The 15,978-nt window shown below is 57.8% G+C and carries 15 protein-coding genes; 6 read left to right on the forward strand and 9 right to left on the reverse strand.

The window, feature by feature from the left end:
* The first annotated feature begins 38 nt into the window (after positions 1–38).
* Entirely contained in the window at positions 39–1,241 is a 1,203-nt protein-coding gene (locus tag ACR0CR_RS02770; RefSeq protein ID WP_480596519.1) for a pyridoxal phosphate-dependent aminotransferase, read from the forward strand.
* A gap of 13 nt (positions 1,242–1,254) precedes the next feature.
* Positions 1,255–1,653, forward strand: coding sequence for a hypothetical protein (locus ACR0CR_RS02775; RefSeq protein ID WP_480596521.1), 399 nt, complete (start codon positions 1,255–1,257; stop codon positions 1,651–1,653).
* Between the two features lie 3 nt (positions 1,654–1,656).
* Here the strand turns inward: ACR0CR_RS02775 and ACR0CR_RS02780 are convergent, their stop codons facing one another.
* Together ACR0CR_RS02780 and ppk2 are read right to left on the reverse strand one after the other, a co-directional pair.
* Entirely contained in the window at positions 1,657–3,009 is a 1,353-nt protein-coding gene (locus ACR0CR_RS02780) for an MATE family efflux transporter (protein ID WP_480596523.1), read from the reverse strand.
* 130 nt (positions 3,010–3,139) lie between these two features.
* Complete coding sequence (ppk2, locus tag ACR0CR_RS02785) at positions 3,140–4,069, reverse strand: polyphosphate kinase 2 (protein WP_480596524.1); 930 nt, start codon at positions 4,067–4,069, stop codon at positions 3,140–3,142.
* A 129-nt stretch (positions 4,070–4,198) separates the two neighbouring features.
* On the opposite strand from ppk2, the gene ACR0CR_RS02790 reads away from it, so the two are divergent.
* Positions 4,199–5,071 (forward strand): alpha/beta fold hydrolase, encoded by an 873-nt coding sequence (locus tag ACR0CR_RS02790; protein WP_480596526.1) that lies wholly within the window; start codon positions 4,199–4,201, stop codon positions 5,069–5,071.
* Between the two features lie 57 nt (positions 5,072–5,128).
* On the opposite strand, the gene ACR0CR_RS02795 is transcribed toward ACR0CR_RS02790, so the two are convergent.
* A complete protein-coding gene (locus ACR0CR_RS02795) occupies positions 5,129–5,737 on the reverse strand; it encodes a peroxidase-related enzyme (RefSeq protein ID WP_480596528.1) in 609 nt (202 codons plus the stop codon).
* A gap of 147 nt (positions 5,738–5,884) precedes the next feature.
* Between ACR0CR_RS02795 and ACR0CR_RS02800 the strand changes: the two genes are divergently transcribed.
* Together ACR0CR_RS02800 and parE are read left to right on the forward strand one after the other, a co-directional pair.
* Positions 5,885–6,391, forward strand: a complete 507-nt coding sequence (locus ACR0CR_RS02800) for a GNAT family N-acetyltransferase (RefSeq protein WP_480596530.1) — start codon at positions 5,885–5,887, stop codon at positions 6,389–6,391.
* Between the two features lie 106 nt (positions 6,392–6,497).
* Positions 6,498–8,456 (forward strand): DNA topoisomerase IV subunit B, encoded by a 1,959-nt coding sequence (parE, locus tag ACR0CR_RS02805; RefSeq protein ID WP_480596531.1) that lies wholly within the window; start codon positions 6,498–6,500, stop codon positions 8,454–8,456.
* Between the two features lie 33 nt (positions 8,457–8,489).
* On the opposite strand, the gene ACR0CR_RS02810 is transcribed toward parE, so the two are convergent.
* A complete protein-coding gene (locus ACR0CR_RS02810; RefSeq protein WP_480596533.1) occupies positions 8,490–9,443 on the reverse strand; it encodes a DUF7946 domain-containing protein in 954 nt (317 codons plus the stop codon).
* A 305-nt stretch (positions 9,444–9,748) separates the two neighbouring features.
* On the opposite strand from ACR0CR_RS02810, the gene ACR0CR_RS02815 reads away from it, so the two are divergent.
* Positions 9,749–10,030 (forward strand): DUF1496 domain-containing protein, encoded by a 282-nt coding sequence (locus tag ACR0CR_RS02815; protein WP_480596535.1) that lies wholly within the window; start codon positions 9,749–9,751, stop codon positions 10,028–10,030.
* Positions 10,031–10,043: 13 nt separating this feature from the next.
* On the opposite strand, the gene ACR0CR_RS02820 is transcribed toward ACR0CR_RS02815, so the two are convergent.
* The 5 genes from ACR0CR_RS02820 to ACR0CR_RS02840 form a co-directional block, all read right to left on the reverse strand.
* The gene (locus ACR0CR_RS02820) at positions 10,044–10,814 is read right to left on the reverse strand and encodes an alpha/beta hydrolase (RefSeq protein WP_480596537.1); all 771 of its coding nucleotides are present in this window, start codon (positions 10,812–10,814) and stop codon (positions 10,044–10,046) included.
* A 58-nt stretch (positions 10,815–10,872) separates the two neighbouring features.
* Positions 10,873–12,018 carry an iron-containing alcohol dehydrogenase gene (locus ACR0CR_RS02825; RefSeq protein WP_480596539.1) on the reverse strand — a complete coding sequence of 382 codons (1,146 nt, stop codon included), beginning with the start codon at positions 12,016–12,018 and terminating at the stop codon, positions 10,873–10,875.
* Positions 12,015–13,397 carry an aldehyde dehydrogenase family protein gene (locus tag ACR0CR_RS02830; protein ID WP_480596541.1) on the reverse strand — a complete coding sequence of 461 codons (1,383 nt, stop codon included), beginning with the start codon at positions 13,395–13,397 and terminating at the stop codon, positions 12,015–12,017. The genes ACR0CR_RS02825 and ACR0CR_RS02830 overlap by 4 nt, the downstream gene beginning before the upstream one ends.
* Before the next feature lie 90 nt (positions 13,398–13,487).
* On the reverse strand, positions 13,488–14,840 hold the full coding sequence (locus tag ACR0CR_RS02835; RefSeq protein ID WP_480596543.1) for a glutamine synthetase family protein: 1,353 nt from the start codon (positions 14,838–14,840) through the stop codon (positions 13,488–13,490).
* A 90-nt stretch (positions 14,841–14,930) separates the two neighbouring features.
* Positions 14,931–15,965 carry a TRAP transporter substrate-binding protein gene (locus tag ACR0CR_RS02840; RefSeq protein WP_480596545.1) on the reverse strand — a complete coding sequence of 345 codons (1,035 nt, stop codon included), beginning with the start codon at positions 15,963–15,965 and terminating at the stop codon, positions 14,931–14,933.
* Positions 15,966–15,978: the final 13 nt, after the last annotated feature.

The raw sequence follows: 15,978 nt of genomic DNA on the forward strand, positions 1-15,978 counted from the left end.
TATGACAGACAGGTTGATCATACAAACCGAGGCCGGTCATGAGTTTCCTGTCTGCGACACTCTCTCGCGTAAAACCATCACCCACAATCGCAATGACGGCCAAAGCCGCCGAATTGAAGGCCGCAGGACGTGACGTCATCGGCCTCAGCGCGGGCGAGCCGGATTTCGATACGCCACAGAACATCAAGGATGCGGCCGTAGCGGCAATCGCGGCGGGTAAAACCAAGTACACGGCACCGGATGGGATTCCTGAACTCAAGCAAGCCGCCTGCGCCAAGATGAAACGCGATCACGGGCTGGATTACACGCCGGCCCAGATCTCGGTCGGGACCGGTGGCAAGCAGACGCTTTACAACGCGCTGATGGCCACCATGAACGAAGGCGACGAAGTTATCATTCCCGCGCCCTACTGGGTCAGCTACCCGGATATGGTTTTGCTGGCAGGCGGGACGCCGGTGGTTGTCGAGACGACGCTTGAGAATGCGTTCAAGCTCACCGCCGCACAGCTTGAGGCTGCGATCACGCCAAAGACCAAGTGGTTCATCTTCAACTCGCCATCCAACCCGACCGGCGCGGGGTACAGCCGTGACGAGTTGAAGGCCTTGACTGACGTTCTGATGCGCCATCCGCATGTTTGGATCATGTCCGATGACATGTATGAACATCTGGCCTATGACGGGTTCCAGTTCTGCACCCCGGCCGAAGTTGAGCCTGGACTGTATGACCGCACCCTGACTTGCAACGGGGTCTCCAAAGCCTATGCGATGACCGGGTGGCGCATCGGCTACGCGGCAGGCCCGGTTGAGATCATTGCCGCAATGCGAAAAATCCAGTCGCAGTCGACCTCGAACCCTTGCTCAATCAGCCAATGGGCTGCGATTGAGGCGCTGAACGGAACGCAGGAGTTTCTGGCTCCGAACAACGTGACCTTCAAACGCCGTCGCGATCTGGTGGTTGAGATGCTGAACGCCATTGACGGCATCACCTGCCCGGTGCCCGAGGGGGCGTTCTATGTCTATCCGTCCATCGCCGGTTTGATCGGTAAGACCACGCCAGCAGGTACTCTGATCGACTCGGATCAGGCGTTCGCGACAGCATTGCTGGAAGAAGCAGATGTTGCCGTCGTCTTTGGTGCGGCGTTTGGTTTGTCTCCGAACTTCCGGGTCAGCTATGCGACCTCGGATGAAGCGCTGAACGAAGCCTGCACGCGCATCCAGAACTTCTGCGCTGCGCTCACGTAACCCCGGGGGTCCGATGTCCGAACTTCTGCCCGACTACTACTTCCGTATCCGCGAAAACGGCGCGGTGGTTTTCAGGATCGACACTGAAAACCGCCACCGCCGGATCGAGATGGAGCAAATCGCTGTCGTCAACATCCGCAACGGTGAGGTGAAGCCTCAGGGGCAACGGGAATTGACCGACGCGGATCAGGCGGAAATTGCGCGCTGGATGAATGAACGCACCGCCCTTCTGGCCCGCCGGGATATCGATGACATCCACCGCACAGTCGACCACCTGAACCTGACGACGCAATGGGCGCAGTCCAAGGCGACGGACGAGCAGCTTGAGGACGTCACTGACCGGCTGCTGATGGCAATGCACGATCTGCGCTCGGTTCTGGTGCGCAAGAAATCGGATCGTCTGAGCGACTAGGCGCTATTCGGCGGCCACGCCAACGGTCCGCACAGACCGCATCCAGAACCGCGCCATCAGCAAGACCCCGGCGCAGGCAAGCCCAAGCACGAGGCCCAGCCAAACGCCGATGCCATCCATGCCCTGAATGAAACCAAAGTAATAAGAGGCCGGGATACCCACGGCCCAATAACTGAGCGCTGCCATCACCATCGGAATCTTGGCGTCCTGCAATCCGCGCAGCAAACCCAAGGCGATCACCTGAGCCCCGTCCACCAGTTGGAACAGAGCTGCCATTGCCAACAAGCCGCTGCCGATCAAAAGAATCTCGGGACGTAGAGGATCGTCAGACTCCATGAACAACGAGATCAGCGGTTCGGCGCAGGTCAGGAACAGGATGATCGTCAGAAGCGACATGATCAGCGACATGGCCGTCACTACGATCGCCCCTTTTTCCAGATGTGCCCGATCCCGGCGGCCCAGCGCATTGCCCGCTCGGATCGTAGCAGCGTTGGACAGTCCCAAATGCACCATGAACGTGGCTGAAGCCAGGTTCAGCGCGATCCCGTGCGCGGCCAGCGGCACCTGCCCCAGCCACCCCATCATGATAGCGGAGGTGGCGAACAGCGACACCTCGGCCAATGTGGTCAGGCCAATGGGAACGCCCAGTCGCAAAACGCTGGCAAACATCTCCCAATCCGGTCGCCAAAAGCGTTGGAACAGGCTGTGCTCGGGCAAGGCCCGTACCGCATAAGCGACTACTGCCACCAAGGACACCATCTGCGTAACGACTGATGCGATGGCGGCACCGATCACACCCAGTTCCGGCGCGCCCCAATTGCCAAAGATCAACGCATAGTTGGTGACAGCATTTACGACCGCGGCAGTCACGGTGATCCACAGAACGATCTGCGTGCGCTCCAATGCAGCCAAATACGATTTCAGTACCATGACGAACAGCGCGGGGAACAGGCCCCACCCGGCCACGCGCAGATATTTGGAAGCGGTTTCAGCGACTTCCGGTTCTTGCTTCAACGCAATCAGAATTGGGTACGACCACCAGAGCAGCGGCATCATCAGCCCCGCATAAAGCAGTGACAACCACAACCCCATACGGGTCGAGCGGCGAATACTGGTCTCATCTTCCTCAGCCGCAGCCGTAGCGACCATCGGCATGACGGCCCAGCCGAACCCGGCCCCGAAGAGGAACAGAACAAAGTAGTAGCTATTGGCCAACGTCACGGCCGCAAGTGCTTCGACCCCGTACCATCCCAACATGATCGTGTCGGTCAACCCGATGGCAAACTGCGCCAGATGCCCGCCGATCAAAGGCAGGCCCAGCACAGCGATGGCCTTGGCGTGGCCACGATATGTCATCGGATTGCTCATCCCGCCAGCCTTAGGCGCGGCCCGCGCCTGAGACAAGTGGGGATGCACAAAATTTCAGCTTGAGACTTGAATTCCCGCCGCCCAACCGAAGGCGGCGGCGATCAATCTGCCGCGCCGACTATGACACCTTGCCATCAGGATGCAGCGACGTGCCCAGAATGTGCTCGGACCGGTGAATGACATGATGCGCCTGCCCGACAATCAGCGGGTCGGGCTCACCCACGACCGAGTGATCCTTGTCCGGATAATCCAGCGTCGACAGGAAGTGCCGCATACAATTCAGACGCGCGCGTTTCTTGTCGTTGGACTTGACGATGGTCCAGGGCGCATCTGCGGTATCTGTGTAAAAGAACATCGCCTCTTTCGCCTCGGTATAGTCGTCCCATTTACTAAGGCTGGCCTTATCGATCGGCGACAGCTTCCACTGCTTCAGCGGGTCTGTTTCGCGGCTTTTGAACCGGCGCTGCTGTTCTTCCTGCGTAACCGAGAACCAGTATTTATAAAGCTGTATACCCGAGCGAACCAGCATTCGCTCCAACTCGGGCGTCTGCCGCATGAACTCCAGATATTCGTTGGGTGTGCAGAACCCCATAACGCGCTCAACGCCCGCGCGGTTGTACCAAGAGCGGTCGTAGAACACCATTTCGCCAACGGTCGGCAATTGCTGGACATAGCGCTGGTAGTACCACTGCCCCTTTTCTTCCCATGTGGGTTTGTTCAAAGCCACGACGCGGGCCTGACGTGGGTTCAGGTGCTCCATGAACCGCTTGATCGTACCGCCTTTGCCAGCCGCATCCCGGCCCTCGAACAAAAGAACAAACCGCTGACCCGTTTCCTGCGCCCAAAGTTGAACCTTCAACAATTCGGCCTGCAACTGGGCCTTTTGCCGTTCATAGACGCCCCGCGCCATTTTGCGGCCATAAGGATACTTGCCGCTTTCAAATGCGTGCCGAATCTTGTCCGGGCTTGGCAACGCGGGCTCGGTTTTGATTTCGGGCAAAACTTCGATCTGGGGTGATTTCTCTTCGGTTTGTGCAATCGCAGCCATTCAGTTTCTCCAATTGTTCACTGTCTGGCTAAGCGCTAGCAAAATATCAGGATTTCTGCTTTGATCAGCATCAAATTGCAGTGAAATACTGACCTCGAACAACCCAAAACACACATGAAAGGGCGTCCGATGGAAAGCGACTTTGTTACATTGAATGACCAGCAGTTTTTCGTCCGTCGCTGGGGAGATTCTTCGAGACCGCCACTGCTGATGTTGCACGGTTTTCCCGAATATGGCGGCGCATGGGGCGATCTGGCACCGCATTTGTCCGAAACGTATCACTGCATAGCTCCAGACCAGCGCGGCTATGGCCAAAGCTGGGCACCTGAAGGTGTTCAGAATTATGTTCTGTCCAAACTGGTTGCAGACATGAGCGCGCTGATCGATCACATCGGTGGCCCTGTGACCGTCCTCGGCCACGACTGGGGCGCGTCCGTGGCCTACGGGCTTGCTATGTTCTACCCCGCACAGGTCGACCGGTTGATCATCGCCAATGGCGTCCACCCTGCACCGTTTCAGCGCGCTATGGCCGCAGGAGGCGCTCAGTCAGAGGCTTCACAATACATCACCCAGTTGCGGGCACCGGACGCGGCCGAACGGTTCTCGGCCGACAATTTTGCCCTGCTGGAGCGGTTCTTTCGTCACGGTATGGGGCTGGACTGGCTTACGGATGCACGCATGGAAGACTATCGCCATGAGTGGGCCCGCCCCGGAAGGTTGGACGCGATGTTGAATTGGTATCGCGCCTCGCCTCTGGTCGTCGCCGAACCCGGCAAAGCCCGAACCGATCTGCCCTCTCTTCCGGTCGAGCGCCTTCGGGTTATCTGCCCACACCTTCTGCTTTGGGGACCAGAAGATCGCGCCCTGCTACCGGAAACCACCCAAGGGCTCGAAGAATTTGCCCCAAATCTCAACCGCATCGACATCCCCGGCACTGACCACTGGCTGCACCATCAAAAGCCAGATGCCGTCGCCCATGCTATCCTCAACTGGCGAACGTGACGCCTTAGCCTTGTCACATCTACAATCGAGAGCGCGAAAGGCTGAGCCCTTCGTCCGCTAGCGATGCCCCCAATCGTCGGGATTGTCCGAGTTGTTCGGCGACAGACCCAAGACATCTCCTTTGGTTGAACACCCCAACCCCAAGACTGTTCGATTGGCATAGGCGAAATACGAACATACCTGATTGATCTCAAGAATCTCGCCATCATCCCAACCTGCCTGCCGCAGGTCTTCCACATCCCGCTCGACCAAATCCGCCGGAGCCTTGGTCAACTTCCGTGCATAGTTCATGGCCGCAATCTGCGGCGGACTCAGCGGCGCATCACCGGGATGTTCCGCCTCAATCGCGGCACGGATCGCATCGCCTTTTGCCGGATCCCCCAAAAGCCGCTGCAAGCCACTGAAATGATGCTCGACGCAATACGCGCACTGGTTCAATGAACTTACCCATACACCCAACACCTCAAGAAACCATTTTGGCACCTGATTGGCGGTGTGATGCAGAACGTTCTTGTAGATTGCCATGTGACCTTCCATCGAATGCGGTCGCAGCGAATGCACCATCATGATGTTGTCCACGTTGTTGTTCGGTCCTGTGACCCGTTCGTACAACTTCTTCAGCTTGCCTGTGGCGTCGTCGAATGGAATTGTTCTGATCCAACTCATATCGCAGGGGTCCTTACCGATTTTTCAAACTCGCACCCAGCCTAGAGGTGAAAGGTCCAGGCTTCGAGGGCAAATCACCTGCAGCGCTTCGTGACTTTCGAACTTTGAGAGGCTACCCTGAGCGCCATTTCAACCGGAGTTTTCCACATGATCGTCATTTCGCGCGCAGAATTCCCCGTCGATTTTGAAACGGTTGCCGATCTGTTTCTTGGCTACATCAACTTTTTGTTCGAACGCACCCCCGAAGAGCGCAAGAACATTGCTCGAAAATATGACCCTGCGAAAATTGACAGTCTTGTCAGCCAGTTTGCCAAGATCCACGCGCGCCCGAAAGGAGACCTGCTGATCGCGCGTCACGGGTCAAACCCCGTTGGTTGCGGCATGATGCGCGAACTGGAGCCGGGCATCGCCGAAATCCAACGCGTTTTTGTGACCCCCCAAGCGCGCGGCATGGGGGCGGGAAAAACCCTGACGCAAGCGCTGATCAAACAGGCCCAAGAGGACGGACACCACACAATTCGGCTCGACACCGGCCTCCAATTGATCGAAGCGCAATCGCTTTATGAAAAGCTCGGGTTCAAGCGGCGTCCTCCATACCATCAGGAAACGCCCTACCTTGACCATCTGATCCAGTATTACGAATTGAAGCTGTGACAGGCGTGTAATGTGCTGTTCCAAGCACACAACACCTCGGGGCCCTCTTCCCCCGGACCACATCACCTGCCATAATGGGGTAAACTCAAAAACAAGAGCAGCGCCCATGCCCGACGATCTTTTGACGCCCGAAAACACGACCGCCTATGACGCCTCCTCGATCGAGGTGTTGGAAGGTCTGGAACCGGTCCGCAAACGCCCCGGCATGTATATCGGCGGCACCGATGAACGCGCGCTGCACCATATGGTGGCCGAAATCCTCGACAACTCGATGGACGAAGCGGTCGCAGGCCACGCCAACCGGATCGAGGTCGAACTGCACGCAGATTACGCCCTGACCGTGCGCGACAACGGGCGCGGCATTCCGATTGATCCGCATCCCAAATTCCCCGACAAATCCGCGCTGGAGGTCATCCTGTGCACCCTGCACGCGGGCGGCAAGTTCTCGGGCAAAGCCTACCAGACCTCGGGCGGTCTGCACGGCGTGGGCGCGTCCGTGGTCAACGCGCTATCCGATTCCATGGTCGTGCAAGTGGCCCGCGACAAGACCCTGTTCGAACAGCGCTTCTCGCGCGGCGTCCCTTTGGGCCCGGTGGAAAAGATCGGTGCGGCCCCCAATCGGCGCGGCACAACGGTCACCTTCCACGCCGATGCCGAAATCTTCGGCCATCACAAGTTCAAACCGGCGCGCCTGTTCAAATCCATCCGCTCCAAGGCCTACCTGTTTTCGGGCGTCGAGATTCGCTGGAAATCCCATATCGACGATGGCGAAACCCCAACCGAGGCCACCTTTCACTTCCCTGGTGGCCTGTCGGACTATCTGAAGGAGACGATGAACGGCTCCTCCACTTATGCCGAGCAGCCTTTTGCAGGCACCGTGGACTTTCAGGAAAAATTCGGCACCCCGGGCAAGGTCGAATGGGCGATCAACTGGACGCCCTCACGCGACGGGTTCATTCAGTCCTACTGCAACACCGTTCCTACGCCCGAAGGCGGCACACATGTCGCCGGGTTCTGGGCCGCCGTCCTCAAAGGCATCAAGGCCTACGGCGAGTTGATCAATAACAAGAAAGCCGGTCAGATCACCCGCGACGACCTGATCACCGGCGGTTGCGCGCTAGTGTCATGCTTTATCTCTGAACCAGAATTCGTCGGCCAGACCAAGGACCGCCTCGCCACGGTCGAAGCGCAACGGCTGGTTGAAAACTCCGTCCGCGACCATTTCGACAACTGGCTCGCCGCCGACACCAAATCCGCCGGTGCGATACTGGATTTCCTCATCCTAAGGGCCGAGGAACGTCTGCGCCGACGGGCCGAGAAGGAAACACAACGCAAGTCCGCCACTAAGAAACTTCGACTTCCCGGCAAGCTGGTGGACTGTTCTAGTTCAACACGCGACGGCACCGAGTTATTCATTGTCGAGGGCGACTCGGCAGGCGGTTCCGCCAAAATGGGCCGCGACCGCAAGACGCAAGCCCTGCTGCCCCTGCGCGGCAAGATTCTGAACGTGCTGGGCGCGGCCAGTTCGAAACTGGGCACCAATGCCGAGATCAACGACCTGACCCAAGCGCTGGGTGTGGGCCTCGGCACCAAGTTCAACGTCGACGACCTGCGCTATGACAAGATCATCATCATGACCGACGCGGACGTGGACGGGGCGCATATTGCCTCGCTGCTGATGACGTTTTTCTTCACTCAGATGCGCCCAATGATCGACGCGGGACACCTGTACCTGGCCTGCCCGCCCCTCTACCGCCTGACTCAAGGCGCCAAGCGCGTCTATTGTCTGGACGAGGCCGAGCGCGACGAATGGCTGGAAAAAGGTCTGGGCGGCAAAGGCAAGATCGACGTCTCACGCTTCAAAGGTCTGGGTGAGATGGACGCCAAGGACCTGAAAGAGACCACGATGGACCCGGCATCCCGCAAACTGATCCGCGTCACGATTGATGAGGATGAACCCGGCGAAACCGGAGACCTCGTCGAGCGCCTGATGGGCAAAAAACCCGAACTGCGGTTCCAATACATTCAGGAGAACGCTCGGTTTGTTGAGGAGTTGGATGTTTAGTTCTCATATTTCGATAACTAGAGCGCCATAATCTTACCTATCTTCAATTAGCAGGTCATGATTGTCGATCACGTCAAAGTCCGTAGTCGGCCCAACTTTAACAACGGAGTATTTCGTTGTGCGTCCTAGTTTAGATTTTGTTGGCAAGACATCAAACTCCAAAAAGGCTGAAGTATCGGTCCTATCGTTCAGATTCTTAGAATAGCTTTCACCAATAAGCTTGAAAGCCGATGGGCTTCTCCCTGCTGGTGTCAAATAAAAAGGAATGGTTCTTTCTTGTTCATCAACAAACAAGCGACCATTGAATGTATTCGGATTAAATACTGATATCTTTGCCTTAATCTTCTCAATTTGATCTAATCTACTCCGATACTTCATACCCGCGAAAGTATTGTGGTTCAGCTTGATTTCTTCGTCTTGTTTAGGGGCCGCAGACAGAAGTCGGACACTCGCTTTTTCTGCTGTTCCAGACTTAAGAAAGGGTCTGTGCATACTTGTAAGTGGCGGTTCAATTTTTTCGGCAAGAGAATTCAACCGGTTTTTGCCGGGCATCTTTAAACCAAGTGTCTCTTCGATCTTTCCCTTTTCGTAGATTTCACGAATTGACTTGTCATAATCAACGGGTTGTCCCGTCACAGAATGCACTAGGTAATCATAAGTTGAATAAACCAAGTGCCCTAGGGGGTTGTCCTTCTTCAAAGTACCAAGCTTATACAACCCAGCAGCCGTCAACCCAACGACCGCCATTATCGAGAAGCTTCCCTCTTCAGGTGGCTTCGCAAGAATATCAGCACCTTTTAACGCAGTAGCCTGCGTTATTACCTCATCATTCAGGACCAAATGCGTAGTCAATGCTAGGCATCGCTCAAATCCATAAAGAGCTCTCGATAGGTCATAAAGGCTAATGTGATGCTGGTCGGACATTGCACCTTCGTACTTTAGTCCAACTTGAAATCTATGTTCGTACTCCAGCAAGTTACACCTCAAGATTGAAATTGATGTCTACGCATTCACTTGTGTCCATCACAGACCTCAGTTTTAACACCTATGTTACCCCATCCAAGCAAAATAGGAACGGAACGCGCCCGCCCATGGGGGCGGATCGGACGTGTGCTTGACACAAAGCATCAAGCATTGGATGGGTATTGCTCGACATCTCCCCACCCGTAGGCCGGGCTTCTGCCCTGCGCACCGCAACCCCCTTGCTTAACCCGTTGATCCCGTTCACACTTACGCTATCCAACACGTAAGCCCCTATTCCAACGAACACAGTTTCCGAACGGGAGGACGAAATGAAAACACTAACCCTTGGGCTGACCCTGACCCTGATGGCCTCGGCAGCCTCTGCGCAGCAGATGCTCAGCACCGCATCGCCCATTCCGGATGGGGCCGAGACGCGGTTTTGTTATTACGAAGGCATGGCCTATTCCGAGGACGCCTTTGTGGTGCTGTTCGGCGACAACACCGTGACCTCAACCGTCAACACGCGCGAGGAACACCTGCTGCGTTGCGCGCGGGGCGAGGATGGTCAGCTGCGCTGGAAACCGCAAAGCAGCTTCCAGACCAGCCGGTAAGACGGTGGGCGTTCTAGCCCACCTTGTCACCCAACCAGTCCGCGATCTGCCTGGCGGGGGTTTCCCAGTCGGGTTCCATAAACAGAAAATGCGCGTGGTTTTTTACGGGTAAGAAAGTCGCGCGGTCTCCGTAGAGTTTCGCCAGCGCGCGGCAGGTGTTGGGGTTCACGGCCCGGTCCTCGGTGCCTGACACTATCAAAACCGGGCAGTCGACCTTGTCGATATCCACCTTCATCGCGTGGTTGTCATCGAACATCCAAAAGAACATCTCGAACATCACCCGCCCGCTTTCCGGGCCAAGCTGGTCGAACACCGCATGCTGCTGCGCCTCGGGCATTTTGTTCAGCGCAAAGGGGGCCATCAAGTCGAAATCGACGCGCATGGGCTGTTTCCAGAACGCCCCGCCCTCCATCAACGCGCGCGGCACCGCGCGTTCGTCGTCGGTTTCGGGCAACGTCCCCCAAGCCGCGTTCGGATTGATCAGGACAATCGCACTGGCCAGCCCGCGAGACGCCACCTGCTGCGCCACCACCCCCGCAATGGCATGGCCCAGCAGCACTGGCTTGCTGTTCAGCCCTTGCACAAACGCGGCGATGTCATCGGCGTAATCCATGACGCTGGTGTCGGTCAGGCCTGGATCGGGCTCGGCCTTGGGGTCTCCGCCATGATAGCGCAGCGCGGGGGCGTGAACAGTCCAGCCGCGCGCACGAAAGAAGCCCGCGTAGTCTTCCATACACCACGGACCGGCAAAGGCCCCGTGGATCAGAACAATCTCTTTTGTCATGAAAATCTCCCTCACCTCAGCACAGTATGCGAGGTGAGGGAGCGGGTCCGCAAGCCTGTTAAAGCGCGGCTTTGAACAGCGCGGTCAGATTGTCTTCGGTTAGCTCAATCGGGTTGCCGCCGCAGGACGGGTCGATGATCGCGCCTTTGACCAGCTCAGAGATCGACGCTTCGGTCACGCCCAGATCGGAGAGTTTGCGCGGAATGCCCAGCGCGTCGTTGAACTCCTGCACGAAGGCGCGGAAGCCGTCAAAGCCGCCTTTGATGCCCAGATAGGCTGCGGCCTGTTGGAACCGGTCGGCGATGGCAGTGGCGTTGAAATCCAGAACAGCGGGCATACAGACCGCATTGGTGGTGCCGTGATGGGTGTTGAACACCGCTCCAATCGGGTGGCTCATCGCGTGGATCGCGCCGAGGCCCTTTTGGAACGCTGTCGCCCCCATCGCCGCCGCGCTCATCATCTGGGCGCGGGCTTCGATGTCGGTGCCATCAGCATAGGCGCGCGGCAGGTAGTCCTTGACCAGCCGCATCCCCTCCAGCGCGATGCCCTGGGACATGGGGTGGTAATGCGGGCTGCTGAACGCCTCAACACAATGGGCGAACGCATCCAGACCGGTGCCTGCGGTGATGAACTTAGGCATACCGACCGTCAGTTCGGGGTCGCAGATCACGACCGTGGGCAGAACTTTGGGGTGGAAGATGATCTTCTTGGCGTGCGTTTCCGAGTTGGTGATAACGCTGGCGCGCCCCACCTCGGACCCCGTCCCGGCGGTGGTCGGCACGGCGATGATCGGCGCGATGGTGTCAGCATCGGCGCGTGTCCACCAGTCGCCGATATCCTCAAAATCCCACACGGGTCGTGTCTGGCCGCACATGAAGGCAACCATCTTGCCAAGATCCAGGCCCGAGCCGCCGCCGAACGCAATCACCCCGTCATGGCCGCCTGCATTATAGGCGGCAACCCCGGCCTTAAGGTTCTTTTCGTTGGGGTTCGGGTCCACGTCGCTGAACAGACCACGGCCCAGCCCTGCGGCATCGAGGATATCCAGCGTGGCCGTGGTGATCGGCAGATCGGCCAACCCTTTGTCGGTCACCAGCAGAGGGCGCTTCATCCCAGCGGCTGCGCAAGCCTCGGGCAGTTCCTTGATCCGGCCAGCGCCGAACTTGATCGCGGTCGGGTAAGACCAGTTTCCAACAAGGCTCATGATGTCACCTTTTTCAGATGGTAGGATTTGGGGCGTGTGAGGTTGTGATAGCCGATGACCGACAATCCGCCTCCGCGCCCGGTATTCTTGCAGCCGGTCCAGCACAGGCCCGGGTCCAAATAATCAGCACGGTTCATAAACACAGTGCCGGTTTCGATCTGGTCACCAACCCGTGCCGCACGATCCACATCGCGGGTCCAGAGGCTGGCGGTCAGGCCAAACTCACTGTCATTCATCAGCGCAATGGCTTCTTCGTCGGACGAGACTTTCATGATGCCCACCACCGGACCAAAGCTCTCATCCTGCATCACACGCATCTCATGGGTGACATTGGTCAGGATCTGCGGGGTCAGATAGGCACCGCCATCATCCTCGGCGAAGGTTTCGATATGGGCAACGGCACCCGCCGCGACTGCCTCGGCAATCTGCGCGCGCACCTCATCGGCAAAGCGGATATTGGCCATCGGGCCAATTGTCGTCGCGGCCTCCAGCGGGTTGCCCAGCTTGTAGCTCTTCACAACGTCAACCGCCTTGGCAACGAAGGCGTCATAGAGGCTTTCATGCACGTAAATCCGCTCGATCCCGCAGCAGCACTGGCCCGAGTTGAACATGGCCCCGTCGATCAGCGTATCGACCGCTGCATCCAGATCCGCGTCGTCCATGACATAGCCTGGATCCTTGCCGCCCAACTCGGTGCCAACACCGGTAAAGGTTCCCGCCGCCGCGCGTTCCATCGCCTGCCCGCCCCCGACCGAGCCGGTGAAGTTCACGAAATCAAACGCCTTGCCCGCGATCAGATCATTGGTCACATCGTGGCTGAGGAACATATTCTGGAACACGTCCACGGGCACTCCCGCCGCATGGAAGGCCCGCGTCATACGTTCACCCACCAGCAAGGTCTGCGTGGCGTGTTTCAGCACCACCGCATTGCCCGCAATCAGCGCAGGTGCCACCGTGTTGATCGCCGTCATATAGGGATAGTTCCACGGCGCCACAACAAACACGACCCCATGCGGGATACGCTTGATATAGCGTTTGAAGGTCTCATCCTCACCCACGGCGATATCGGCAAGAGCATCTGAGGCAATCTCTGCCATGTGGCTGGCGCGCTCATTGAACCCACCAAATTCACCGCCATACCGCACCGGGCGACCCATCATGTGCGCAAGCTCAGGCACGATCTCATCATTCATCGCACCCACTGCGGCCACGCCGGCCATCACACGGCGGGTCCGCTCCTGTATTGAACGCGCGGCCCAATCCGCCTGCGCCGCACGCGCCCGCGCGGCGGCCTCGAATGCCGCCTCAGATGACAGCACTTCACGTTCTGCGTAAACCGAACCATCAATCGGCGAGACACATTTCAACATCTGCCCCATGTCCACTCCATATCCGAAAGAAACAGGATCCCTGCTTCATCTGGCCAAAAATATCCCGGGGGTCTGGGGGCAGAGCCCCCAGCCAACTCCCTAAGCCCGCTCAAACCCGCGGGCAATTTCCCAATCGGTCACCACACGCTCAAACTCTTCGATCTCGACTTCCGCCGCACGGGCATAGTGATCGACCACCTCATCCCCCATGGCCGCGCGCAACATGGCCGACCCATGCAACGCATCCCGCGCCGCACGCAAGTTGCCGGGGATCATGCCCGTATCGCCCTGATAGACGTCTCCCTGTGTCGGAGGCCGCAATTCCAGCGCTTCCTCGATTCCGGCAATCCCAGCGGCCAGCATCCCTGCCATCGCCAGATACGGGTTCATGTCCGAGCCTGGAATCCGGCACTCCACACGCACGGCCTTGGTGCCTTCGCCGCACAGACGGAACCCCGCCGTGCGATTATCTACCGACCAGATGATCCGCGTCGGCGCAAAGGTGCCCTTCATGAACCGCTTGTAGCTGTTGATATAGGGGGCCATGAAATAAGTGTAATCAGCGGCGTATTTCAGCAAACCCGCCATGTAGTTCTTCATGACATCAGACATCCCGAGCGGATCTTTTTCGTCGAAAAAGATCGGCACCCCGTCCGACCACAACGATTGATGCACATGGGACGAGCTGCCCACCTTGTCATGATGCCATTTCGGCAGGAAGGTCGCTGCGTGGCCGTGCTGCCAGGCGATCTCTTTCACCGCGTTCTTGGCAATCGAATGATACTCGGCCGTGTCCATCGCAGGCGCGTATTTGATGTTCAGCTCTTCCTGTCCGGTCTCGGCTTCACCTTTGGTATTTTCAACCGGAATCCCCGCGTCCCACAGATGGTTACGGATCGGGCGCATCACATGCTCTTCCTTGGTGGTCTGAAGGATGTGATAGTCTTCGTTATAGCCCGAGATCGGCTCTAGGGCGCGGAAACCTTCCTTACGGATCTGGTCAAAGCTCTTCTCGAATAGGAAAAACTCCAACTCGGTGGCGCACATGGCGTCATAGCCCATCGCCTTCAGCCGGTTCACCTGCTTTTTCAAAATGGACCGCGGCGCATGCGGTACTTCCTCATGCGTGTGATGATCCAGCACGTCGCACATCACCATGGCGGTGCCCTCCAGCCACGGCACAGGGCGCAACGTGTTAAGGTCTGGCTTCATCACGTAGTCGCCATAGCCGCGCTCCCAGCTCGTCGCCGCGTAACCGTCGGGTGTGCCCATCTCAAGATCGGTGGCCAGCAGGTAGTTGCAGCAATGAGTCTCTTCCCAAGCACCGGCCACAAAATGCCCGGCGTGGAACCGCTTGCCCATCAAACGCCCTTGCATGTCCACCATGCAGACAAGCACTGTGTCGATTTCTCCAGCGGAGACCTGTGTCTTAAGATGCTCGAGTGTCAGCATGCGAAACCTCTGAGACGTGAGAGAATTTTCGACGAAAATTCTTGCTGTGGTGGCGACCGGCCCGCCATGTGACAGGCCGGTCCTGTTGCATTAACCGTAGCGATAAGGCCGTCCGGCCTTGAGCATCTCGGCATTATAGCGCTTGAAGATGTCGACAACTTTCGCTTTGGTCTCGGACTCGGCCGCGATTTCATCCCAGAATTTAACCGCCGCCTCTTCGACGGTAGCCCATTCTTCGTCCGGGATTGTTGTCAGCTGCATTTTTGTGCCGTTGACGCGCAGGTTGGCCTCGCCGCCCCAATACCACCACTGGCGGTAGTAATGCGACTGGTCACAGCAGACCTTGAACAGGGTCTGCAGATCTTCAGGCAGCTCGTTCCAACGATCCATGTTGGCAAAGAAGTGACCCGCCCAGGCACCTGACACGTTGTTGGTCAGGAAATAGTTGGTCACATCGGCCCAGCCAACGGTGTAGTCTTCTGTGATGCCCGACCAGGCGATGCCGTCCAGTTCGCCGGTTTGCACTGCGACTTCGATGTCTTCCCATGGCAGGGTGACGGGCACCACGCCGAACTGCGACAGGAACCGGCCCGCCGTCGGGAAGGTAAAGATGCGCTTGCCCTTCATATCTTCCAACGAATTGATCGGGTCTTTCGTGGCAAAGTGGCAAGGATCCCAAGCGCCGGCGCTGATATGTTTGACCCCGACTTTTGAGTATTCCTCGTCCCAGATCTCATTCAGACCCCACTGGTTGAACAGCACCGGAACGTCCAGCGAATAGCGCGATGCAAACGGGAAGTAACCGCCGAACACGGTCACTTCCGTTGGCGAGGCCATCGAGTCGTCATCCGACTGCACCGCATCAATGGTGCCTTTCTGCATGGCACGGAACAGCTCGCCCGTTGGAACCAACTGGTCGGCATAGAACAGTTCGATCTGCATCCGGTCGCCAGCGATCTTGTTGAACATCTCGATCGCCGGATCGATGACATGGGCCGCCAGAGCAGGACCCGCATAGGTCTGCATCCGCCAGGTAATCGTGCTCTGGGCCAATGCAGGCGTCGCCAAAGGCGCGGCAGCGACGCCCACACCTGCGGTTTTTAGAAACTTACGTCTTGTTGTCATGACATTTCCTCTC

Source organism: Ruegeria sp. AM2 (genome assembly GCF_056540685.1).